This is a genomic window from Streptomyces sp. NPDC054794 (assembly GCF_053611585.1).
This window is the reverse complement of record NZ_JBSHAQ010000037.1, coordinates 78,969-99,121: the sequence shown is the minus strand read 5'-3', so window position 1 is coordinate 99,121 and position 20,153 is coordinate 78,969. Positions and strand designations below refer to the sequence as shown.

Annotated in this window: 24 protein-coding genes and 1 tRNA gene; 8 read left to right on the top strand and 17 right to left on the bottom strand. The window is 72.0% G+C overall.

The features are described 5' to 3' along the window. Positions 1-111: 111 nt before the first annotated feature. The 9 genes from ACWGKT_RS32485 to ACWGKT_RS32445 all read right to left on the bottom strand — a co-directional run bounded on the left by ACWGKT_RS32485 (position 112) and on the right by ACWGKT_RS32445 (position 5,593). Positions 112-303 (bottom strand): hypothetical protein, encoded by a 192-nt coding sequence (locus ACWGKT_RS32485; RefSeq protein ID WP_453276470.1) that lies wholly within the window; start codon positions 301-303, stop codon positions 112-114. Positions 304-995: 692 nt separating this feature from the next. After that, positions 996-1,907, bottom strand: coding sequence for an RNA polymerase sigma factor SigF (locus ACWGKT_RS32480; protein ID WP_235460997.1), 912 nt, complete (start codon positions 1,905-1,907; stop codon positions 996-998). Between the two features lie 265 nt (positions 1,908-2,172). Next, positions 2,173-3,036 carry an RNA polymerase sigma factor SigF gene (locus tag ACWGKT_RS32475; RefSeq protein ID WP_453276475.1) on the bottom strand — a complete coding sequence of 288 codons (864 nt, stop codon included), beginning with the start codon at positions 3,034-3,036 and terminating at the stop codon, positions 2,173-2,175. A gap of 164 nt (positions 3,037-3,200) precedes the next feature. Further along, on the bottom strand, positions 3,201-3,494 hold the full coding sequence (locus tag ACWGKT_RS32470) for a Dabb family protein (protein ID WP_356153995.1): 294 nt from the start codon (positions 3,492-3,494) through the stop codon (positions 3,201-3,203). Positions 3,495-3,516: 22 nt separating this feature from the next. Then, on the bottom strand, positions 3,517-3,696 hold the full coding sequence (locus ACWGKT_RS32465) for a hypothetical protein (protein ID WP_235459591.1): 180 nt from the start codon (positions 3,694-3,696) through the stop codon (positions 3,517-3,519). A gap of 226 nt (positions 3,697-3,922) precedes the next feature. Continuing rightward, positions 3,923-4,007, bottom strand: a tRNA-Ser gene (locus tag ACWGKT_RS32460). Positions 4,008-4,052: 45 nt separating this feature from the next. Continuing rightward, a complete protein-coding gene (gene tadA, locus ACWGKT_RS32455) occupies positions 4,053-4,484 on the bottom strand; it encodes a tRNA adenosine(34) deaminase TadA (RefSeq protein ID WP_235459596.1) in 432 nt (143 codons plus the stop codon). Between the two features lie 56 nt (positions 4,485-4,540). Then, entirely contained in the window at positions 4,541-5,074 is a 534-nt protein-coding gene (locus ACWGKT_RS32450) for a tRNA adenosine deaminase-associated protein (protein WP_235459595.1), read from the bottom strand. Between the two features lie 312 nt (positions 5,075-5,386). After that, entirely contained in the window at positions 5,387-5,593 is a 207-nt protein-coding gene (locus tag ACWGKT_RS32445; protein ID WP_356153998.1) for a hypothetical protein, read from the bottom strand. Between the two features lie 95 nt (positions 5,594-5,688). Between ACWGKT_RS32445 and upp the strand changes: the two genes are divergently transcribed. Next, the gene (gene upp, locus ACWGKT_RS32440) at positions 5,689-6,324 is read left to right on the top strand and encodes a uracil phosphoribosyltransferase (protein ID WP_235459590.1); all 636 of its coding nucleotides are present in this window, start codon (positions 5,689-5,691) and stop codon (positions 6,322-6,324) included. Positions 6,325-6,337: 13 nt separating this feature from the next. On the opposite strand, the gene ACWGKT_RS32435 is transcribed toward upp, so the two are convergent. Together ACWGKT_RS32435 and ACWGKT_RS32430 are read right to left on the bottom strand one after the other, a co-directional pair. Then, positions 6,338-6,970: a LytR C-terminal domain-containing protein gene (locus ACWGKT_RS32435; protein ID WP_453276469.1), complete on the bottom strand. Its 633-nt coding sequence runs from the start codon at positions 6,968-6,970 to the stop codon at positions 6,338-6,340. A 205-nt stretch (positions 6,971-7,175) separates the two neighbouring features. After that, positions 7,176-7,472, bottom strand: coding sequence for a type II toxin-antitoxin system VapB family antitoxin (locus ACWGKT_RS32430; RefSeq protein ID WP_003999914.1), 297 nt, complete (start codon positions 7,470-7,472; stop codon positions 7,176-7,178). Between the two features lie 105 nt (positions 7,473-7,577). On the opposite strand from ACWGKT_RS32430, the gene ACWGKT_RS32425 reads away from it, so the two are divergent. Next, positions 7,578-9,251: a helicase HerA-like domain-containing protein gene (locus tag ACWGKT_RS32425; protein WP_453276468.1), complete on the top strand. Its 1,674-nt coding sequence runs from the start codon at positions 7,578-7,580 to the stop codon at positions 9,249-9,251. A 25-nt stretch (positions 9,252-9,276) separates the two neighbouring features. Here ACWGKT_RS32425 and ACWGKT_RS32420 read toward each other — a convergent pair whose 3' ends face one another. The 4 genes from ACWGKT_RS32420 to ACWGKT_RS32405 all read right to left on the bottom strand — a co-directional run bounded on the left by ACWGKT_RS32420 (position 9,277) and on the right by ACWGKT_RS32405 (position 11,275). Continuing rightward, complete coding sequence (locus tag ACWGKT_RS32420) at positions 9,277-9,402, bottom strand: hypothetical protein (RefSeq protein ID WP_356154007.1); 126 nt, start codon at positions 9,400-9,402, stop codon at positions 9,277-9,279. A gap of 48 nt (positions 9,403-9,450) precedes the next feature. Continuing rightward, on the bottom strand, positions 9,451-9,786 hold the full coding sequence (locus ACWGKT_RS32415; RefSeq protein ID WP_453276467.1) for a hypothetical protein: 336 nt from the start codon (positions 9,784-9,786) through the stop codon (positions 9,451-9,453). A 79-nt stretch (positions 9,787-9,865) separates the two neighbouring features. Further along, on the bottom strand, positions 9,866-10,540 hold the full coding sequence (locus ACWGKT_RS32410) for an HdeD family acid-resistance protein (RefSeq protein ID WP_356154012.1): 675 nt from the start codon (positions 10,538-10,540) through the stop codon (positions 9,866-9,868). Between the two features lie 141 nt (positions 10,541-10,681). Continuing rightward, positions 10,682-11,275, bottom strand: coding sequence for an HhH-GPD-type base excision DNA repair protein (locus ACWGKT_RS32405; protein WP_356154015.1), 594 nt, complete (start codon positions 11,273-11,275; stop codon positions 10,682-10,684). A 136-nt stretch (positions 11,276-11,411) separates the two neighbouring features. Between ACWGKT_RS32405 and ACWGKT_RS32400 the strand changes: the two genes are divergently transcribed. The 5 genes from ACWGKT_RS32400 (at position 11,412) to ACWGKT_RS32380 (ending at position 17,253) form a co-directional block, all read left to right on the top strand. Continuing rightward, positions 11,412-13,493, top strand: coding sequence for a penicillin acylase family protein (locus ACWGKT_RS32400; RefSeq protein ID WP_453276466.1), 2,082 nt, complete (start codon positions 11,412-11,414; stop codon positions 13,491-13,493). After that, positions 13,486-14,103, top strand: a complete 618-nt coding sequence (locus tag ACWGKT_RS32395; RefSeq protein WP_453276465.1) for a GNAT family N-acetyltransferase — start codon at positions 13,486-13,488, stop codon at positions 14,101-14,103. Before ACWGKT_RS32400 ends, ACWGKT_RS32395 begins: the two co-directional genes overlap by 8 nt. Next, positions 14,093-14,566, top strand: a complete 474-nt coding sequence (locus ACWGKT_RS32390; RefSeq protein ID WP_453276464.1) for a cupin domain-containing protein — start codon at positions 14,093-14,095, stop codon at positions 14,564-14,566. Before ACWGKT_RS32395 ends, ACWGKT_RS32390 begins: the two co-directional genes overlap by 11 nt. Next, complete coding sequence (locus tag ACWGKT_RS32385) at positions 14,554-15,327, top strand: SDR family NAD(P)-dependent oxidoreductase (RefSeq protein WP_453276463.1); 774 nt, start codon at positions 14,554-14,556, stop codon at positions 15,325-15,327. Before ACWGKT_RS32390 ends, ACWGKT_RS32385 begins: the two co-directional genes overlap by 13 nt. 141 nt (positions 15,328-15,468) lie before the next feature. After that, a complete protein-coding gene (locus ACWGKT_RS32380) occupies positions 15,469-17,253 on the top strand; it encodes a copper resistance CopC/CopD family protein (protein WP_453276474.1) in 1,785 nt (594 codons plus the stop codon). Between the two features lie 8 nt (positions 17,254-17,261). Here ACWGKT_RS32380 and ACWGKT_RS32375 read toward each other — a convergent pair whose 3' ends face one another. Both ACWGKT_RS32375 and ACWGKT_RS32370 read right to left on the bottom strand, forming a co-directional pair. Next, positions 17,262-17,705: a VOC family protein gene (locus tag ACWGKT_RS32375; protein ID WP_453276462.1), complete on the bottom strand. Its 444-nt coding sequence runs from the start codon at positions 17,703-17,705 to the stop codon at positions 17,262-17,264. 136 nt (positions 17,706-17,841) lie between these two features. Continuing rightward, complete coding sequence (locus ACWGKT_RS32370; protein ID WP_453276461.1) at positions 17,842-19,224, bottom strand: hypothetical protein; 1,383 nt, start codon at positions 19,222-19,224, stop codon at positions 17,842-17,844. 193 nt (positions 19,225-19,417) lie between these two features. Here ACWGKT_RS32370 and ACWGKT_RS32365 point away from each other — a divergent pair, with 193 nt between their 5' ends. Beyond that, positions 19,418-20,149, top strand: a complete 732-nt coding sequence (locus ACWGKT_RS32365) for an SDR family oxidoreductase (protein ID WP_453276460.1) — start codon at positions 19,418-19,420, stop codon at positions 20,147-20,149. The last annotated feature ends 4 nt before the right edge of the window (positions 20,150-20,153 follow it).

Sequence of the window (20,153 nt, the reverse complement as noted above, 5' to 3'; positions counted from 1 at the left end):
TCCCGCCGTCCCGCCGTCCCGCCGTCCCGCCGTCCCGCCGTCCCGCCGTCCCGCCGTCCCGCCGTCCCGCCGTCCCGCCGTCCCGCCGTCCCGCCGTCCCGCCCTCGCCCCCTACTCCCACTCCACCGACACGTCCCGCGTCTCCACATGCATGCCCAGGGGTACGCGCCAGGTGTCGACGCATACCGTCCACGTCTTGGCCTTGCGTGTGCGGGGGGCGATGGGCGTCGGCAGGGGCGCCGTCGATTCGATCGTCGCCCAGTCGATGCCGAGGGCTCCGATGATGTGTGTTCCGAAAGTCACCGTGCCTGAACGGACCGCGGTTCCACCGGTGTTGTGGAGGGAGACCGTCACCTCGTCGCACCAGCGTTCGTCGCTGGGCTCGTGTGTGGGGGCGGGGTCCGTCCAGGTGAGCGCGGCCGGGGCGGGAGGCGGGTGCGGAGCGCCCGGAGGTGTCGTCGCGGGAGGCGATGAGGACGGGGAGGGGGCCGGGGCCGGGGGTGCGGAGTCGGCTTCATCCCCAGTGGTCGGTGCGTCGCCAGTCCCCTCGCCTGCAGAGGTGGGGTCAGTCGCGTGGGGGGTGGTCTTGTCCTTGGATGTGGTCGCATCCGTCGGCGTGGAACCCGTTTTCTCCGCTCCCTCCGCCCTTTCCGTGCCACCTTCTCCCTTCAGCGGGACCAGTCTCACCCGGTCCCCCGGGCGTAGCGATCCGCCCGACGGCTGGGGCGTGCCGGCCGCCGGGCCCACCGCCACGTAGCCCTCGTGGCGTCCTCCGTCTCCGTACGTCGTCGTCAGGAGGGCGCCCGCGCAGACGACGGCCGCCGACGCTGCCGTAACGGCGCCTCGGCGGCCATGAGTCCATGCCGACCACGTCGACCGGGTCGAGCCTGTTGACCGTGTCGTACGAAGCATCGGGTCATGTTGGCTGACGCTTCGTCAAATCGGAAGGCGTGTGCCGGGATTCCGGCCGCCTCCGACCCTTCCTCGGCCGACCCTCAGTCCGAGATCAACCCCTCCCGCAGCTGGGCCAGCGTGCGGGTCAGGAGGCGGGAGACGTGCATCTGAGAGATGCCGACCTCCTCGCCGATCTGCGACTGGGTCATGTTGGCGAAGAAGCGCAGCATGATGATCCGGCGTTCGCGGGGCGGGAGTTTGGCGAGGAGGGGCTTGAGGGACTCGCGGTACTCGACGCCCTCCAGGGCGGTGTCCTCGTAGCCGAGGCGGTCGGCGAGGGAGCCCTCTCCGCCGTCGTCCTCGGGGGCGGGGGAGTCCAGCGAGGACGCCGTGTACGCGTTGCCGACCGCGAGGCCGTCGACCACGTCCTCCTCCGACACGCCCAGCACCGCGGCGAGTTCGGTGACCGTCGGCGAGCGGTCCAGCTTCTGGGACAGCTCGTCGCTGGCCTTGGTGAGGGCCAGGCGCAGCTCCTGGAGCCGGCGCGGGACGCGCACCGACCAGGACGTGTCGCGGAAGAAGCGCTTGATCTCGCCCACGACCGTCGGCATCGCGAACGTCGGGAACTCGACGCCCCGTTCGCAGTCGAAGCGGTCGATGGCCTTGATGAGGCCGATCGTGCCGACCTGGACGATGTCCTCCATCGGCTCGTTGCGGCTGCGGAAGCGGGCCGCCGCGTACCGGACGAGCGGGAGGTTGAGTTCGATCAGGGTGTCCCGGACGTAGGCACGCTCGGGGCTGTCCTCGTCGAGTGCGGCGAGCCGCAGGAACAGGGAGCGGGACAGGGTGCGGGTGTCGATGGCCTCGGCGGCGGCCGGGAGGGCCGGTGCCGGGGCGGCCTCAAGGGCCTTGGCAGTGACGTCGTCGAGCACGTCGAGAGCGTCGAGCTCCTTGGGCGCTGCCTCGCTCTTCGTGGGCGCGAGCACCTTCGAGCTGCCCTGTTCTGCGGACATGCCACCCCCTTTGGGTCGCGGGACGGTCGCGGCGGCGCCCCTCGAAGGAACGCAGCCTTCACCTGAATACCGGAGCCGGAGCCACGGCAAACGCGCTTCCCGCAGAATGTCACATGTCGGCAACACGCTGTAGTGACATGTCGACATGTGAGTTACGAATCGGCCCTGGAAAGAGGGGGTCTGACGGCTTTTCGGCTGGCAACTGTCGGGAACCGCCCTGGTGAGCGAATCGCTCGTGCCGGTGATCAATCGATCCTGTTTGCGGTTAGGCGTCGATCCGGTTCGCCGAGCGGAGTCGCTGGAAGCTACGCGCGAGTAGCCGCGAGACGTGCATCTGGGACACGCCGAGTTCCGCGCTGATCTGCGACTGGGTGAGATTGCTGTAGTAGCGCAGCAGAAGGATTCTCTGTTCCCGTTCGGGAAGTTGGACGAGGAGATGGCGGACGAGGTCGCGGTGCTCCACGCCGTCCAGGGCCGGGTCCTCGTAGCCGATGCGGTCCAGCAGGCCGGGCAGCCCGTCGCCCTCCTGCGCTGCCTCCAGCGACGTCGCGTGGTACGAGCGGCCCGCCTCGATGCAGGAGAGGACCTCGTCCTCGCTGATGCGCAGCCGCTCGGCGATCTCGGCGGTGGACGGGGAGCGGCCGAACGCCGTCGTGAGGTCCTCCGTCGCGCTGTTGACCTGGACCCACAGCTCGTGCAGCCGGCGCGGTACGTGGACCGTGCGGACGTTGTCCCGGAAGTATCGTTTGATCTCGCCGACGACCGTGGGCATCGCGAAGGTCGGGAACTGCACGCCCCGGTCCGGGTCGAAGCGGTCGATGGCGTTGATGAGCCCGATCGTGCCGACCTGGACCACGTCCTCCATGGGTTCGTTGCGGGAGCGGAAGCGGGCGGCCGCGTAGCGCACGAGCGGCAGATTGGCCTCGATGAGCGCCCCGCGCACCCGGTTGTGCTCCGGCGTGCCCGGTTGCAGTTCCTTGAGCTGGGCGAAGAGCACCTGGGTGAGTGCGCGGGTGTCGGCGCCGCGGCGCTTCTCCTGGGTGGGGGCGGCAGGGTGGTCGGAGGCGGGGAGGGGGGCGGGGAGAGGCGCCTCTTCCTGGGGCGGCGCAGTACTGGCCGACACGGTCAACGCCACCTCTTCATCGGTCAATCATCCGTCAAAAGCGGTCATAGCATCACAAGACATGTGCACTGTGTGCAAGCACCGCATAATGCCGTGTTGAGGGGAAGTTGGGACACAATACGCATGAAAGCCCCCCGCCGTTCCGGCGGAGGGCTTCCGGCGCGCGTGACTCAGAATTCGTAGTCGGCGATCACCCACGTGGCGAACTCCCGCCACAGTGCGACACCCGCCTGGTGCGCCGGATGCTCCAGATAGCGCTTGAGGGCGTCCGCGTCCTCGACCGCCGAGTTGATCGCGAAGTCGTAGGCGATGGGGCGGTCGCTGATGTTCCAGGCGCACTCCCAGAAGCGCAGCTCCTCGATCTGGCCGCCCAGGGCGCGGAAGGCCTCGACGCCCGCCACGACCCGGGGGTCGTCGCGCTCGACGCCCTCGTTGAGCTTGAACAGGACCAGGTGGCGGATCATGGGCTCTTCCCTCGGCTCTTCGCTAGTTCTTCGCTCCGTTGGCGATCCAGGTCATGAAGTCGCCGATGGCCTTGGCGGCGTCCGATATGCCCTCAAAGGCTATCTGGACGTAGTCCGCGGCCTTGGCCGGGTCTGTGATGATCACATACAGCGCGAAGACCACGAGCACGTACACGGCGATCTTCTTGGCGTTCACCGCCACCGCGGCCTCCCCTGTGATAGCTGCGCCTTCTCGGGCCCCGTGGTGCCGGCGGCGAGTGTAACGTTCATGCCGCTTTCGGGAACCAACGGCCCGCAGGTCGCGGGCCATTGTGGAGTGCCGTTCACGCCTTTCCCCGTACGGCCGTGGGTACTTGAGCGGCCGCCCCCGTGAATTTCTTCCTTTGCTTGCACGAAGGGCCCCGTCTTTCGACGGGGCCCTTCTTCAGCGGTAGCGGAGGGATTTGAACCCTCGGTGACTTGCGCCACACTCGCTTTCGAGGCGAGCTCCTTCGGCCGCTCGGACACGCTACCGAGGGAGACCTTACAGCACAGGGGCCCATGGTTTGAAATCGGTATTCATCGATCCCGGAAAAACTCCGTGAGCAGGCGCGCGCACTCTCCGGCCAGTACGCCTTCGATGACCTCCGGCCGGTGGTTGAGCCTCCGGTCCCGTACGAGGTCCCACACGGAGCCGGCCGCGCCGGCCTTCTCGTCGCGGGCGCCGTAGACGACGCGGTCCACCCGGGACTGGACCAGGGCTCCGGCGCACATCGTGCAGGGTTCGAGCGTGACCACGAGCGTGCAGCCGGTCAGCCGCCACTCGCCGAGCGCGGCGGCGGCCCGTCGCAGGGCAAGCACCTCGGCGTGCGCGGTGGGGTCGCCGACGGCCTCGCGCTCGTTGTGCCCGGTCGCGAGCACCGTCGTACCGTCCGGGGACAGCACGACGGCGCCGACGGGGACGTCCCCGCCCCGGACGGCCTGTTCGGCCTCGTCCAGGGCGAGCCGCATCGCGGCCCGCCAGCGGTCGCGTACCGGGTCCGGCACACCGTCCGTGTCCTGTGCGGTCAGCGGACGGTCTCCAGCACCTCCGAGGCGCCCAGGGCCTCGGCGATCGCGCCCAGCGCGTCCTCCGCGTCCAGGGCGCGCAGCTCCTTCTCGCCGACGCCGAGGTCGTCGAGGATCTCGCTGTCGCCCACCGGGCTGTGCGGCACCGCGTCGGCGGCGGAACCGTCCTCGTCCTCGTCGTCCTCGGACTCGCCGTCCTCGGTGCCGTCGAGGTCCAGGGCGTCCAGGTCCGGGCCGTCGTCGGAGCCGGGCTCCCGGCCGAGCAGTTCGTCGGTGAGCAGCAGCTCGCCGTACGCGCTGCGGGCGGCGGCCGCGGCGTCCGAGACGTAGATGCGAGGGTCGTCCTCGCCGTCCACGCGGACGACGCCGAACCAGGCGTCCTCCTGCTCGATCAGGACGAGCACCGTGTCCTCGTCGGGATTGGCTTCCCGGGCCAGGTCGGCCAGATCCGACAGGGTTTCCACATCGTCGAGCTCTGTGTCGCTCGCTTCCCACCCGTCTTCGGTGCGCGCGAGCAGTGCGGCGAAGTACACCGTGACTCTCCCACTGGTCATAGGCGTGCCGGTTGGGGGTCCCCCCGGCGGAGGTTCTGGGCGGGGAGAGCTGCGCTCCGAGCCCCACCCACTCGGAATCGTGGCAGAAACAAGGCGTTCAGGGGACGTCTTCGGCTCCCTGTGTCTGGCAGTTTTGATCGCACGTACGCAAAGAAACAGCCGAACGCCCGCGACCGCACCACCAGCGCACTCGTTGCCGCCACCTGCGGATCGTACGCGGCTTTCCTCAATGTCCACGCACGCCCACCCTGCCAACATCCCTGTCCCTGGGGATCTTCCCGGGTCGGTTCTCTACCAGCGGAACGTGCGCATGCGCATGGCGTGGCGCAGCCGTGCGGCTTTGGCGCGGCGGGGCTGCACCCGGTCGCGCAGCTCCCGTGCCTCGGCGAGATCGCGCAGGAACTGGGCGCGCCGACGCCGGCGCTCGGCGTCCGTTTCCGCCCGCGACCGCTCCGGCGACGGATCCTCTTGGGCTTCCGGTTCAGGCAGGTCAGGCATCGGCACACCACCCCCGTCCGTCCCTCCCACTTTCCCCCGGACGGGCGGTTTGATGCCAGCGCCAGGGGCTCCGCGGCGCGGCTACTGTTAAGGGCATGCGTCTCCACGTCGTCGACCACCCCTTGGTCGCTCACAAGCTCACCACGCTGCGCGACCAGCGCACCGACTCCGCGACCTTCCGCCGGCTGGCCGATGAGCTGGTCACCCTGCTCGCCTACGAGGCCACGCGCGACGTGCGCACCGAGCAGATCGACATCCGGACTCCGGTCGCCGCCACCACCGGCGTCAAGCTCTCCCGTCCCCGCCCCCTGGTGGTGCCGATCCTGCGGGCCGGCCTCGGCATGCTGGACGGCATGGTCCGGCTGCTGCCGACCGCCGAGGTGGGCTTCCTGGGCATGATCCGCAACGAGGAGACGCTGCAGGCCTCCACGTACGCCTCGCGCATGCCGGAGGACCTCTCCGGCCGTCAGGTGTACGTCCTCGACCCGATGCTGGCCACCGGCGGCACGCTGGTCGCGGCGATCCAGGAGCTGATCAAGCGCGGCGCCGACGACGTGACCGCCGTGGTGCTGCTCGCCGCCCCGGAGGGCGTCGAGCTCATGGAGCGCGAACTCGCGGGCACCCCGGTCACCGTCGTCACGGCGGCCGTCGACGACCACCTCAACGAGCACGGCTACATCGTCCCCGGCCTGGGCGACGCGGGAGACCGGCTCTACGGGGCGGCCGAGTAGGTCGTACGACCGCTCAACAGCTCTTCTTCGTGGCGGACGCCTGCTGGGGCGCGGTCAGTGCGGCCAGCGCCTGGTCGGCGTCCGTCTGCGGGGCGAGGTTCTTGAAGGCGTCGCCGAGGATCAGGTCGACGGCGGTGCCCTTGCGGGTGTCGGTCTGCGTCTGCGTGCCGCCCAGCTGGGTGCCGAGCACCGGCAGCGAGGTCTTCAGGGCCGCGGTCGGGCCGAGCAGCAGGCCGGTGCCCTTGACCTTCTTGTCGAACTGGCCGCTCGCGTTGCCCACTTCGCCGATCTTGAAGCCGCGTTTCTTCAGCTCGTCCGCCGTGGTCTTGGCGAGGCCGGTGCGCTGCGTGGCGTTGTAGACGTTCACCGTGATCTGGTCCGGGCGGGGCAGCGCGACGCTGGTCGCGGCGGGCTGCGCCTTGATCTTCGCGCAGTCGGACTTGGCGCCGGCCGCCGTGGTCTTCTTGCCACCGGTGAAGACGTCGATGAGCTGCAGGGTGCCCCAGCCGACCAGGCCGAGCACGGCCACGGAGGCCACCAGCCCGAACACGAGCCTGCCGCGCCGCCGGGGAGGGCGCATCCGTGGGTATTTGTCCCCCGTGATCCGGTACTGGCCGCCCATGCCAGGGGGAGTCAGCATGCTCATGGGCGCAGCGTAGTGCGCCCCGGCGGTGATTCCTACTAGATGATCATTGACTGCCGTACGGGAGAACCCGAAAGGGCCAACCTGTTACCCGGGCGTGTCCCGGGAGCGCTCCCACGTGTGCCCGCGAGGGCGCGTCGCAGCGGCACCCGGCGAAGTGTGGGCGGAAAGGCCCGGCGAGGCGCCGGCGGGATTGGCCGCCGAAGCGTCAGTCCAACTCCAGCACGCGCGCGTGGAGTACCTGGCGCTGCTGCAGGGCCGCGCGGACCGCGCGGTGCAGGCCGTCCTCCAGGTACAGGTCGCCCTGCCACTTCACGACATGCGCGAAGAGGTCGCCGTAGAAGGTCGAGTCCTCGGCGAGGAGGGTCTCCAGGTCGAGCTGCCCCTTGGTCGTCACGAGCTGATCGAGGCGGACCGGGCGCGGCGCGACGTCCGCCCACTGCCGGGTGCTTTCCCGGCCGTGGTCGGGGTACGGCCGGCCGTTTCCGATGCGCTTGAAGATCACACGGAAAGCCTACCGGTCAAGACGTTCCGGGCGCAGCCATGGCGACGGAGTGCGACGCTGGAAAAGATGCATTAAAGCAGGGCAAAACGGGAACAGGGGCCCCAGATGAGTGATCGCGAGACCATGCCGCCCGCCACCGCTCCCGAGGCACCGGGGAGCGCTCCGGCCCTCCCGGAGGAGGCCCTGAAGATCGCCGCCGGGTACGCCTTCACCGGTCCCGCTCTCGATCTCGGCGCCCTCCTGTGGGACGGGCGCTGCCACGCCGACGCCCAGGTCCGCGTCCCGCTGCCCATGCTGAACCGCCACGGCCTGGTCGCGGGCGCCACCGGCACCGGCAAGACCAAGACCCTCCAGCTGATCGCGGAGCAGCTGTCGGCGCAGGGTGTGCCGGTCTTCCTGGCCGACGTGAAGGGCGACCTGTCGGGGATCTCGGCGCCGGGACCGACGGGCGAGCGGGTCGGGGCGCGGGCCGCCGAGGTCCACCAGCAGTGGCGGCCGGCCGGTTTCCCGGCGGAGTACTACGCCCTCGGCGGCATCGGGCACGGCATTCCGGTCCGCGCCACGATCACCAGTTTCGGCCCGGTGCTGCTGTCCAAGGTGCTGCAGCTCAACCAGACCCAGGAGCAGTCCCTCGGCCTGATCTTCCACTACGCCGACACCAAGGGCTTGGAGCTGATCGACCTCAAGGACCTCAGGGCGGTCGTCGCCTTCCTCACCTCCGACGAGGGCAGGCCGGAGCTGAAGAACATCGGCGGTCTGTCCACCGCCACGGCCGGGGTGATCCTGCGCGCCCTCACCGCCTTCGAGGCGCAGGGCATGGGCGGTTTCTTCGGGGAACCGGAGTTCGACACGTCCGAGTTCCTGCGCACGGCACCGGACGGGCGCGGCATCGTCTCCGTCCTCGAACTCCCCGCCGTACAGGACAGGCCGCTGCTGTTCTCGACGTTCCTGATGTGGCTGCTGGCCGACCTCTTCCACGACCTGCCGGAGGTCGGGGACGTGGACAAGCCGAGTCTGGTGTTCTTCTTCGACGAGGCGCACCTGCTCTTCGACGGCGCCTCCAAGGCCTTCCTGGACTCGATCACCCAGACCGTGCGGCTCATTCGCTCGAAAGGGGTCGGTGTCTTCTTCGTGACGCAGACCCCCAAGGACGTGCCCTCCGAGGTCCTCGCCCAGCTCGGCAACCGGATCCAGCACGCGCTGCGCGCCTTCACCCCCGACGACCAGAAGGCCCTGAGGGCCACGGTGAAGACCTTCCCGAACTCGGCGTACGACCTGGAGGAACTCCTCACCGGACTCGGCATCGGCGAGGCGGTCGTCACGGTCCTGAGCGAGAGGGGCGCCCCGACCCCGGTCGCCGCGACCCGGCTGCGCGCGCCGGAGTCGCTGATGGGACCGGTGGACGCCGCGGCCCTGGACCGGGCGGTGCTGGCGTCGCCGCTCCACGAACGTTATGCACAGGCTGTGGACCGCGAGTCGGCGTACGAGAAGCTGACGGCCGCCCCGCGCGGGGGCAAGGGGCCGGACGAGATCACACGCGGCGGCAAGGGACCCGACGAGATCACGCGCGGGGCCAAGGGGCCCGACGAGTTGAGGGCCCAGTCGCGGGCACGGACGAATGCCGGAGCGCAGGCCCGGCCGAAGGCCGACAAGCAGGAGTCGGTCGTCGAACAGGTCGTCGGCAGCGGGATGTTCCAGTCCCTGGCCCGCTCGATCGGCACGCAGCTCGGACGCGAGATCACCAGGTCGCTCTTCGGGACGGCGCGGCGGAGACGCTAGGCGGACCCCGCCGCGCCGGCGGGGATCAGCGGTTCCGTTCCTTCGGCGGCTGCTGGTCCCGTGCGACCGCCTCCGGCTTGGGCTTGGACGTGCTGCGAGCGGCTTCCGCGCGCAGCAGGGCGCGCAGGACCGCGTACGGGTCGGTGGGCATGACTGTGCTCCTCGTGTGGGGACTGACGGACCTGGTGCGAGGGGTCCGTCAGCAGCGCAGGACCACGGAGCGCAGGGCGGGCAGCATGTGCGGCGGCCGCGGAGGTGCGGCCGCCGGGCAGCCGGCCGGGACGGCGGGCGCCGGTGCGGGAGCGGACTCGGGGCGCGTCGGTACGACGGGCTGGTGGGCGGCGCGCAACGGTGGCCGCGGCGCCGTGTCGAGGACGTCGTGATCGGCGAGGTCACCGGCCACGGCGACTGGAGCCGCGTGCAGCTCGGCACGGGTCCCCGGCACCAGCAGGACGAGCAGCAGCACGAGCGCCCGCAGCCAGGCGCGGTCGCGCGGGAGTCCGCGGCCGCGCGCGAGGCTTCGTGTGGCGCTCATGCAAGGTCATCTCCCCGGCGGGTGTACGGCGTTCAGCGCGGCGGCGCCGGATTCCGCTCGCACGGCGTACGCGCGGGGTTCACAGCGCCCGCGGGATCTGGTCGGCGTGCCCACGGACCCGGAACGCGGTGACGATCTCGACGATGCCGACCACGACCAGCCAGACGCCGACGAAGACGGTGAGGACGGCGACCGACTCGAACGGCGAGACGATCAGCACGATCCCGGCGACGAAGGTGACGATCCCGAGGAAGATCTGCCAGCCGCGCGCCGGCACGGCGTGGTCGGAGGCGGCGGCCAGGGTCTGGGTGATCCCGCGGATCAGCCAGCCGATGCCGATCCACAGGGCGAGCAGCAGGATCGACTGCATGGGGCCGCGGAAGCAGAACAGGCCCAGCAGGATCGACAGGGCGCCGCTGATGAAGGCCAGGATCCGCAGCGAGGTCGTCCGGTGCGTGCCGAAGGCGGCGATCAACTGGAAGACACCGCTGATGAGGAGGTAGAGCCCGAAGAGGAAGCCGGCCACGCGCAGCGAGGGGCCGGGCCAGATCAGCACCAGGACGCCCAGGATCAGGGACGCGATGCCGGTGAGCAGGACGACCTGCCAGGCGGCGCGGGAGAGGGCGTGCAGAGGGCCCTCGAAGGGCGGTTCGGGCTCGTGCCGGCTGCCGGAGCCCGGGGGGTGCCCGGCGTGGACCCGGCGGTCGTCGTAGTGCGGCCCTCGGGCGGAGCCGCTGCTCGGTGGCTCGGTCATGATCCATGCTTGGACCGGCCCGGTCCGCGCTGCCACTTGAGGCGGGCCACCCGGCTGACACCGGGCTGAGCCCGGGCCGGGCGCCCCCCGCCCGGCCGGTGCTACGGCCCGTTCCCCGCGTTGTGTCCGCGCTCCCCCGCGTTACTTCCCCGCGGTCTTCGCCGCCTTGGCCGCCGCCTTCATCTCCTGCTTGTGCGCCCGCACCTTGGCCAGCGACTCGGGTCCGGTGATGTCGGCGACGGAACGGAAGGACTTCGCCTCGCCGTACGCCCCGGCGGCCTCCCGCCACCCCTTGGGCCGCACGCCCAACTGCTTGCCCAGCAGGGCCAGGAAGATCTGCGCCTTCTGCTTGCCGAACCCGGGCAGGCTCTCCAGCCGCTTCAGCAGTTCCGGCCCGCTGCTGACGTCCCGCCAGAGGGCCTCGGTGTCCCCGTCGTACTGCTCGACCAGGTACTGGCACAACTGCTGGATCCGCTTGGCCATCGACCCCGGGTAGCGGTGCACGGCCGGCTTCTCGGAGAGCAGCGCCGCGAAGGCCTCCGGGTCCTGGGCCGCGATCTCGTGCGCGTCCAGGTCGTCGGCGCCGAGCCGCTGCGCGATGGTCGCCGGACCCTTGAACGCCCACTCCATCGGGACCTGCTGGTCCAGCAGCATCCCGGTCAGCGCGGCGAGCGGACTGCGGCCGAGGAGCGCGTCGGCCTCGGGGTCCTGGGCGAGGTGCAGGGTGACATCCATGGCTCGATGATCCCGCGCCGCCCGCCGTTTCGCTCGGCCGTCCGCGCCGCGGCCCCGCGGCACGGCACTCCTCCACACCCGCGTACGATGCACCGAGATCGGTTAGGCAAGGCTAACCTAAAACAAGGGGGTGCAGGTGACAGCCGAGATCTACCGCGATGCCTGGGGCATCCCGCATCTGCGCGCGGACGGCGCGCGCGAACTCGCCCACGCGCAAGGCCGGGTCACCGCCCTCGACCGCGCCTGGCAGCTGGAGGTCGAGCGGCACCGCTCGCAGGGCACCTCGGCGGCCTTCCTCGGTGCGCCGTCCGCGTCCTGGGACGTGTTCGCCCGCCGCGCCCGCCTCGACGACACGGCCCGGCGCTGCTTCGCCGCCCTGGAGCGGCGGGACCCCGAGACGGCGGACTGGGTCCGGGCGTACGCGGACGGGGTGAACGACGGGCTGGCCGAAGGCGCCCGCCGGGCCCCCGAGTTCGCGGGAACCGGTCTGCGCCCCGGTCGTTGGGAGCCCTGGCACCCCCTCGGGGTCTGGCTGTCCACGCACATCCTGTTCGCCGGCTTCCCGGCCAAGCTCTGGCGCGAACACGTCGCGCGGCACCTCGGCCCGGACGCCGTCGGCCTCTTCGCCGCGGACGGCCCCGGCACCCTGGGCAGCAACGGCTGGCTGGTGAGCGGCGAGCGCACGGTCACCGGGCAGGCGGTCATCGCGGGCGACCCGCACCGCTTCATCGAGGACCCCGGCGTCTACCAGCAGATCCGCCTCTCCTGCCCCGAGTTCGACGTCCTCGGCCTCGCCGTCCCGGGCGTCCCCGGCATCGCCCACTTCGGCCACACCGGCACGGTCGCCTGGGCCATCACCAACGCCATGGCCGACTACCAGGACCTCTACCGCGAGCGCCTGCGCCGCACGGGCGCGGGAGTGGAGGCCCTCGGCCCCGACGGCACCTGGCGGCGCGCGACCCGGCACACGGAGACCGTGGAGGTGGTGGGCCAGACCCCGATCGAGGTCGAGGTGATCGAGACGGACCGGGGACCGGTGATCGTGGGCGGCCCGGAGGGTCTGGACGCGGGGCCCGCCTCCGACACCCCCCTGGCTCTGGCCCTCCGCTTCCCGCCCCGCGTCACCGGGGAGCTCGGCTTCAGCGCCCTGCTTCCGCTGCTGCGGGCCCGGCGGGTCGCCGATGTGGACCGGGCCCTGGACGGCTGGGCCGAGCCCGTCAACGTCGTGCAGGCCGCCGACACCGAGGGCGGGCTGCTGCACCGGGTCGCGGGCCGGGTGCCGGTGCGGGACCGGGCCAACCGGCTGCGGCCGGTGCCCGCCTGGGAGCCCGGGTACGAGTGGCGCGGCTGGCACGAGATGCCCCGGGCCGGCCTGGCCGACGGCATCGCGGTGATGGCCAATCAGCGCGGCCCGGCGGCACCCCTCGGCACCGAGTTCGCCCCGCCGCACCGCGCCGACCGCATCCGCGCACTCCTCGACCGGCGCCGCACCTGGTCCGCCGCCGACATGCCCGCGATCCACACGGACACCCACCTCGCCTCCGCCGCGCCCCTCCTGGACCGCCTGGCGGAGCTCGACGACCTCACCCCCGAGGCCGCCCGTCTCCGGGACCGCCTCCTGAACTGGGACCGGCACATGGACGCGGACAGCACCGAGGCGGCGGCCTACGCGGCGCTGCGCGGCGCGGTCGTCCGCCGCCTCGCCGCCCACCCGGCGTTCGCCCCGCTCACCGAACCTCCCGCCCACCCGGAGGTCCTGCTCCCCTGGCTCGCGCTCGTCCCCCGAGTCGGCCTCGCCCTCGAACGGCTGCTGCGGGCCGAGAAGTCGTACGGCGTCGACCGCCCCGCCCTGGTCCGCGCGGCCGTGGAGGAGACGGCCGCCGCGCACACCGGCACCTGGGGCGACACCCACCGCCTCGCTCCCTGGCGGGCCCTGACAGACGTGTCGTACGACGAACCGGGCCTGGCCGGCGACCACGACTGCGTGCTGTGCACCTCGGCCGTCCCCGGTCTCACCGATCTGAGCGCGCGCGGCCCGGCGGCCCGTTACGTCTGGGACCTGGCCCGGCGCGAGGACAGCCGCTGGGTGGTGCCGTTCGGCGCGTCCGGGGTCCCGGGCTCACCGCACCACCGCGACCAACTGCCCCGGTGGCTGGCGGGAGAGCTCGTTCCCGTCGTCACCGACTGGGACCACTTGGAGAAGGAGACCGATGACTGAGTCGTACGCCCACGCCCGCGAGGCCGTCCACGAGCAGGTGATCGACGGTTTCGGCACCGTCCGCGTCCTGCCCCTGGACGCGGCCGCCGACGCCCCTGTGATCCACGCCTGGGCAAGCGAGGAACGGGCCGCCTTCTGGGGCATGAACGGCCTCGACGAGGAGCAGGTCCGGGAGATCTACGCCCATATGGCCACCCTCGACACCCACCACGCCTTCCTCGTGGTCAAGGACGGCGAACCCGCTGCCCTGTTCCAGACCTACGAGCCCGAGGCCGACCGGGTCGGCGAGTGCTACGCCGTCGAGCCCGGCGACATCGGCGTCCACCTGCTGCTCGCGCCCGCCGGTCCGGGCGGCGCGCGGCCGGGCTGGACGTCGGCGGTGCTGGCGGCCTTCCTGACGTACGCCCTGCGCGGCCTGGACCGGCACCGGGTCGTGGTCGACCCGGACGTGCGCAACGAGAAGGCGGTCGACCGGTTCCGGCGGCAGGGCTTCGAGAAGGGGCCGGAGGTCGTCCTGCCGGAAATCGACATTCCGGACGTGTACTTGCCCGAGAAGCACGCCCAACTGTTGTTCCTCACCCGGGCGGTAGCCTTCCCGCGTGACTCCTGACGAGCTGGTCGCCGCCTATGGCCTGGAGCCGATCCCGCGGGAGGGCGGGCTGTTCCGCCGCACCTGGGCGGGACCGGAGCGGGCCGACGGCCGCCCGGAAGGCTCGGCGATCGTCGCCCTCCTCACCGCCGACGACTACTCCGCCCTGCACCGCCTCCCCTCGGACGAGGTCTGGCACTTCTACCTCGGCGACCCGCTCCACCTCCTGCTCCTCGCCCCGGACGGGACGTCGAGGACCACCGTCCTCGGCCCGGACGTACGGGCCGGCCAGCACCTCCAGTTCACCGTGCCGGCGGGCACCTGGATGGGCGGGCGGATCGCGGCGGGCGGCGCGTGGACGTTCTTCGGCTGCACGATGGCGCCCGGTTTCACCTACGAGGGCTACGAACACGGGGACGCGGCGCGGCTCACGGCGCGTTACCCGGCCGAGGCCGCCCGGATCACGCGACTGTGCCGACCGTGACGAGACTGCTCGAAGGACAGACCGCCCTGGTGACCGGCGCGGGCAAGGGCATCGGCCGGGGGATCGCGCTGCGGTTCGCCGAGGAGGGCGCGGCGGTCGCCGTGCACTGCCGTACGAGTGTCGCGGCGGCGCGCGAAGTGGCCGAGCGCATCCGGGACTCGGGCGGCCGGTCCGTCGTGGTGCGCGCCGATCTCACCGACGAGGACGCGTGCCGGCGGATGGTCAGTGAGGCCACCGAGTGGGGCGGCGGGCGGCTGACCGCCCTGGTCAACAACGCGGGCGTGCAGCCCGTGCACCCGCTGCCCGGCATGTCGGCGGCCGACTGGCGCACGGTCCTCGACACCAACCTGACCGGCGTCTTCCTCTGCACCCGGGCCGCCGCCGAGGTCATGCGCGGGCACGGCGGCGGCAGCATCACCCACATCGCATCCGTCGAGGCCGCCCACCCGGCACCCGGACACGCCCACTACTGCGCGTCCAAGGCGGCCGTCGTCATGCACGCCCGCTCGGCCGCGCTGGAGTACGGCCCCGACGGCATCCGCGTGAACACGGTCTCGCCCGGCCTGATCGACCGCGAGGGCCTGGCCGAGGCCTGGCCGGAGGGCGTACGGCGCTGGCGGGCGGCGGTGCCCACCGGCCGGCTGGGCCGCCCCGAGGACGTGGGCGACGCCTGCGTCTTCCTCGCCTCCCCGCTCGCCTCCTGGATCACCGGCCACGACCTTGTGGTGGACGGCGGAGTGTCCGCGCGGCCCCCATGGTGAGCGCGGCGGGCGGATCGTCCGTACCAGTGCGAGAGCACATGAGTCCCGAGACGGAGCGGTGACGTGGGCGAAGGGTGGCGTGGTGGCTTGAGCGGCGTCTTCTGCGGTGGCCCCGGTGGGGTCCGGCGCGTCCAAGGGCTGGTGCTGCTGGGCGCCGTGCTGGTCCTGCTCCTCCTCGGCGGCGCCGGCCGCGCCTCGGCGCACGCCGCCCTGCGCGGCAGCGACCCCGCCGACGGAACCGTCCTCAAGTCGGCCCCCGGGTCCGTCACCCTGACCTTCACCGAGTCCGTCGGCCTGCTCGACGACTCCTTCCGCGTCTACGACCCCGACAACCGACAGGTCCGCATCGGCGAACCCGGGCACGGCGAGGCCGGTTCCGACACCGCCCGCGTGACGCTGCCCGCCCGGCTCGGCACCGGGACCTACACCGTGGCCTGGCGGGTCGTCTCGGCGGACAGCCACCCGATCTCCGGCGCCTTCACCTTCTCCGTCGGCAAGCCGTCCGCGACCACCGTGCCCGCGAGCACCGGCGCCGTCGAGGACCCCGCCACCAGCAGCCTGTACGACATCGCGCGCTACACCGCCTACCTCGCCCTCGCCCTGCTCATCGGCACGGTGACGTTCCTCGCCGTCTGCCGCCCGCCCGAGGCCGGACCCCTGCGCGGGCCGGTCCTGACGGGGTGGTGGACGCTGCTCGCGGCCACCGTGGTCCTGCTGGTGCTGCGCGCCCCCTACGAGGAGGGCACGGGCCCGGCGACCGCCTTCGACCTCGCGGCACTGGAGCGGACGCTGACGAGCCGTCCGGGGCTGGCCCTGCTGGCCCGCCTGGCGCTGCTGCTCGTGGTGGGTGCCGTGCTGCTGCGCCTGAAGCGTCTGCCGGGCCTGGAGCGACAGGAGCGCCTGGAGCGCCGATCCGGACCGGTCCTCGCCCTGACGGCCGTGCTCGCCGTCGGCCTGGCCCTGACCTGGGCGGCCGCCGAGCACGCCTCGGCCGGGATCCAGGTGCCGGTGGCCATGACCTCCGCCGTGCTGCACCTGCTCGCGATGGCGGTGTGGCTGGGCGGCCTGACGGCCCTGCTGGCGACGCTGTACCGGGCCGCCGGTCCCGTACCGCCTGCCGTGGTCGCCCGCTTCTCCCGGCTCGCCTTCGCCGCCGTGACCGTCCTGGTCGTCACCGGCGTCTACCAGTCCTGGCGCGGTCTCGGCTCCTGGGACGCGCTGACCGACACCTCGTACGGCAGGCTCCTGATCGTCAAGCTGGCCGCGGTGGCGCTGCTGCTCACGGCGGCGGGCCTGTCACGGCGCCTGACGGCCCGGCTGGCGACGACGAAGGCCACGACGCGGGAGCGGGTTCCGGAGCTGGTCGGGGGACCGTCGGCGGGATCCTCCGCCCATGCCGCCGAGGCCCCGTCCGCCGACGTCCCGCCCTCGGGCGACGACCCGTACCGGCGTGGTCTGCGCCGCTCCGTGCTGGCCGAAGTGACGGTCGGCATGGCGGTGTTGGTGATCACGACGATCCTCACCGGCACGCTGCCGGGCCGGGCGGAGGCCGAGGCGGCTCGGTCCGGCGGGCCGACGGCCGGCATACCGGTCGCCTCCGTCACGAACGTCCCCTTCCGGGTCGCGAACGCCGGCGGAAAGGTGCAGATCACCCTGGACCCCGGCCGGGTGGGCCGCAACTCCGTGCAGGCCGTGATCTACGGCCCCGACGGCGGCCTGGCCGCCGTGCCCGAACTCCGCGTCTCCTTCACCCTCCCCGCCCGCAAGATCGGCCCGATCGACGCCCGGGTCACCGACAAGGGCGGCTACTGGGGGACCGGTTCCCTCAACCTGCCCATGGCCGGGACCTGGACGATGAACGTGACGGTGCGGGTGTCGGACCTGGACCAGGTGACCGTGTCGAAGCCGGTGCGGATCGCGCGGTAGCCGGTCGGTCAGCGTCCGGGGAGCCGGGTGGTGACCTCCTGCACGAGCCAGGCGTTGCCGTCCGGGTCGTCGAAGGAGAGGAACGAGCAGTAGCTCTGGCGGTCCGGAGCCGGCCCGTCCACCCGGGTCTCCGTTCCGGCGCGGTGGAACACCCCGCTGGCGTCGTGGAACACTCCGCTCACCGCCACGCCGCGGTCGGCCAGGTCGGCCCGCGCCGCCTCGACGTCGTCGACGACCAGCATCAGGCCCTGGGCCGATCCCGGAGCGGCCGCAGTGACGTTCGTACCGAAGATGACGGACGCCGGCGAGCCCGGGGGCGTCAGCTGCACCACGCGGAAGTCCGGACCGGTGGTGAAGTCGGCGTCCTCGCGCCAACCCAGCCCCTTGTAGAACTCCTTGGCCCGGTCCACGTCGGCGACCGGGATCTCCATTACCTCAAGCTTGAAGTCCATGACCGTTGCTCCTCTCGCGGGGGATGGACATGCCTTCGGGTCTTCGGCCGCGCGCGGTGTCCGTGACGGGCGCACCGCGCGCGGCCGTGAGTCGCTTCGAGGGCCGGTTGCCTTGCTCGGCCTTCTCGGCCGGGCGTCAGCCCGAGCAGCCGGGGACGCTGCCCGCCGGGCTGCAGTTGTTCGGGACGTTGCGCCGCACCGCGGTGTTGTTCAGCGTGACGGTGCCGGACGCCTTGAAGATGCCACCGCCGTCGCCGGCCCTGTTCCCGGTGACGGAGCTGTCGGTCAGGGTGCTCGTGCCGATGGCGTTGAAGAGCCCGCCGCCCCGGGAGATGCCCTGGGGGGCGTAGGCGGTGTTGTTGGTGATCCAGGACCGTACGACCGTCACGCTGCCGCCGAGCGGGTTGTCGATGCCGGCGCCCTCGGCGCGGCCGTCGCTGCCCGTGGCGCGGGCCGTGTTGTTGCTGACAGTGGTGTCGCTGAGGCGGAGCACGCCCATCAGCGGGATTCTGAGCCCCGCGCCGCGCGCGATGCCGTGCGGGGCGACGGTCTGGTTGCCGGTGATGCGACTGCGCGTCACGGTCACATGGGCGTTGCCCGCGATCGCGCCGCCCTGGGCCTCGCCGTACGCCGCCTCGGCCGTGTTGTCCCGCACGACGGTGTCGTCGACGGTCAGGGTGGCCGGGTCGGCGACGGTCACCGCGGCGCGCGCGAAGCCGCCCGTGGCGATGGCGCGGTTGCCGGCGTACGTACTGCGCTCGATCCGCGCGTCGGCGAAGGAGGCCTGACCCGAACCGAACGCGAAGCTGCCTGTGTTCGGCGTGACGCTGACGGAGTTGCCGGCGACCAGGCTGTGCCGCACCGTCAGCAGCCCGTCGTTGGCGAGGCCGCCGCCGTCGGCGGAGCCCACCTCGGTGCCGGTGTAGCGGGCGGTGTTGTAGCTGATGTCGACGTCGGTGAGGGTGGCCCTGCCGTCGCTGTCGATGCCGCCGCCCTCGGCCGGGAGGTTGGACGTGGCGGTGTTGTAGCGCACGGTGATGTTGGCCGCGTTCAGCGTGCCCAAGTTGGAGATGCCGCCGCCGCAGACCGCCTGGCCGGGGAAGAGCGGGCAGTCCGTCGCCGAGCCGTTGGTGATGGTGACCCTGCTGATCGTCAGCGTGCCGCCCTCGGCGACGGCGAGGATGCGGAACCTCGGAGCGCCCTTGGCACGGGTGATCGTCGCGCCCTGGCCGTCGATCCTGATGTCGCTGCGGATGGTCGGCAGGCCGTTGGCGGGGTCGTTGGGGGCGGGCGTGGTCAGCCGGTAGACGCACTTGCGGGCGAGCCTGATGGTGCTGGGGCCCGGCGAGGCGTTGGCCGCGTTGATCGCCCTGACGAGCGCCGCGGCGGAGCAGTTCGCCGACGCGACCGTGGACGCGGAGGCGGCGTGGCCCCGGGGCTGGGCCTGAACGGGGGACGCCGGAAGCGTCGTCACGGCGGCAGCCACGAGGCCGGCCAGAACCAATTTATGGGCGGACATGCAGCGGCTCCTCCTTCTGGATCATGACCTTCAGAGGAACACGCCCACCCTCTCCGCAACCGCAAACACGGCCGTCGGGGGCCCCGGCAACAGCCCAGCGGCTCAATCGGGGCGCACGGGTCGGGGTGCGCCGGGCATCACACCGTCGCAACCTGGAGGGCGTGACGTGGCACCGTGCGACGAAAGGTGAACCATGAAGCTCGCAGTCCTCGGCGGTACCGGCCTGATCGGATCGCAGGTCGTGCAGAAGCTGAACGCGGCCGGGCACGAGGCCGTGCCGCACTCCATGTCCACGGGCGTCGACGTGATCACCGGCGAGGGCCTGGAGGAGGCGGTGGCCGGCGCCGACGTCGTCGTCAACATGACGAACTCCCCGACCTTCGACGACGCCTCCACGGCGTTCTTCCAGACCTCGATGGACAACATCCTGGCGGCCGCCCACAAGGCCGGGGTCGGCCACGCCGTCATCCTCTCGATCGTCGGCACGGATCAGGTGCCCGACCTCGTCTACTACCGGGCCAAGACTCTCCAGGAGAACCTCCTCAAGGACGGGCCGATCCCCTACTCGATCGTCCGCGCCACCCAGTTCATGGAGTTCATGGACGGGGTCCTGTCCTGGACCACCGAGGGCGACACCGTTCACCTGCCCTCCACCCCGATCCAGCCGATCGCCGCCCAGGACGTCTCCGACGCCGTCGCCGAGGTCGCCGTCGGCACCCCGCTGAACGGCACCCTCCAGGTCGCCGGACCCGATGTCTTCCCCCTCGACGACCTCGGCCGGATCACCTTGGACGCGCACCCCGACGGCCGCACGGTCGTCACCGACGAGACCGCCGGCTTCTTCGCCTCCGTCCCCGGCGACGTGCTCGTCCCCAAGGGCGAGGCCCGTATCGCCCCCACGCACTACAGCGACTGGCTCTCCTGAACCG

Coding starts and splice junctions, on each gene's coding strand:
- ACWGKT_RS32395 (WP_453276465.1), top strand. CDS start 13,486: ATGACTGAGTCGTACGCCCACGCCCGCGAGGCCGTCCACGAGCAGGTG.
- ACWGKT_RS32480 (WP_235460997.1), bottom strand. CDS start 1,907: ATGTCCGCAGAACAGGGCAGCTCGAAGGTGCTCGCGCCCACGAAGAGC.
- ACWGKT_RS32445 (WP_356153998.1), bottom strand. CDS start 5,593: ATGCCTGACCTGCCTGAACCGGAAGCCCAAGAGGATCCGTCGCCGGAG.
- upp (WP_235459590.1), top strand. CDS start 5,689: ATGCGTCTCCACGTCGTCGACCACCCCTTGGTCGCTCACAAGCTCACC.
- ACWGKT_RS32410 (WP_356154012.1), bottom strand. CDS start 10,540: ATGACCGAGCCACCGAGCAGCGGCTCCGCCCGAGGGCCGCACTACGAC.
- ACWGKT_RS32415 (WP_453276467.1), bottom strand. CDS start 9,786: ATGAGCGCCACACGAAGCCTCGCGCGCGGCCGCGGACTCCCGCGCGAC.
- ACWGKT_RS32435 (WP_453276469.1), bottom strand. CDS start 6,970: ATGAGCATGCTGACTCCCCCTGGCATGGGCGGCCAGTACCGGATCACG.
- ACWGKT_RS32375 (WP_453276462.1), bottom strand. CDS start 17,705: ATGGACTTCAAGCTTGAGGTAATGGAGATCCCGGTCGCCGACGTGGAC.
- ACWGKT_RS32420 (WP_356154007.1), bottom strand. CDS start 9,402: ATGCCCACCGACCCGTACGCGGTCCTGCGCGCCCTGCTGCGCGCGGAA.
- ACWGKT_RS32405 (WP_356154015.1), bottom strand. CDS start 11,275: ATGGATGTCACCCTGCACCTCGCCCAGGACCCCGAGGCCGACGCGCTC.
- ACWGKT_RS32365 (WP_453276460.1), top strand. CDS start 19,418: ATGAAGCTCGCAGTCCTCGGCGGTACCGGCCTGATCGGATCGCAGGTC.
- ACWGKT_RS32370 (WP_453276461.1), bottom strand. CDS start 19,224: ATGTCCGCCCATAAATTGGTTCTGGCCGGCCTCGTGGCTGCCGCCGTG.
- ACWGKT_RS32470 (WP_356153995.1), bottom strand. CDS start 3,494: ATGATCCGCCACCTGGTCCTGTTCAAGCTCAACGAGGGCGTCGAGCGC.
- tadA (WP_235459596.1), bottom strand. CDS start 4,484: ATGCGGCTCGCCCTGGACGAGGCCGAACAGGCCGTCCGGGGCGGGGAC.
- ACWGKT_RS32425 (WP_453276468.1), top strand. CDS start 7,578: ATGAGTGATCGCGAGACCATGCCGCCCGCCACCGCTCCCGAGGCACCG.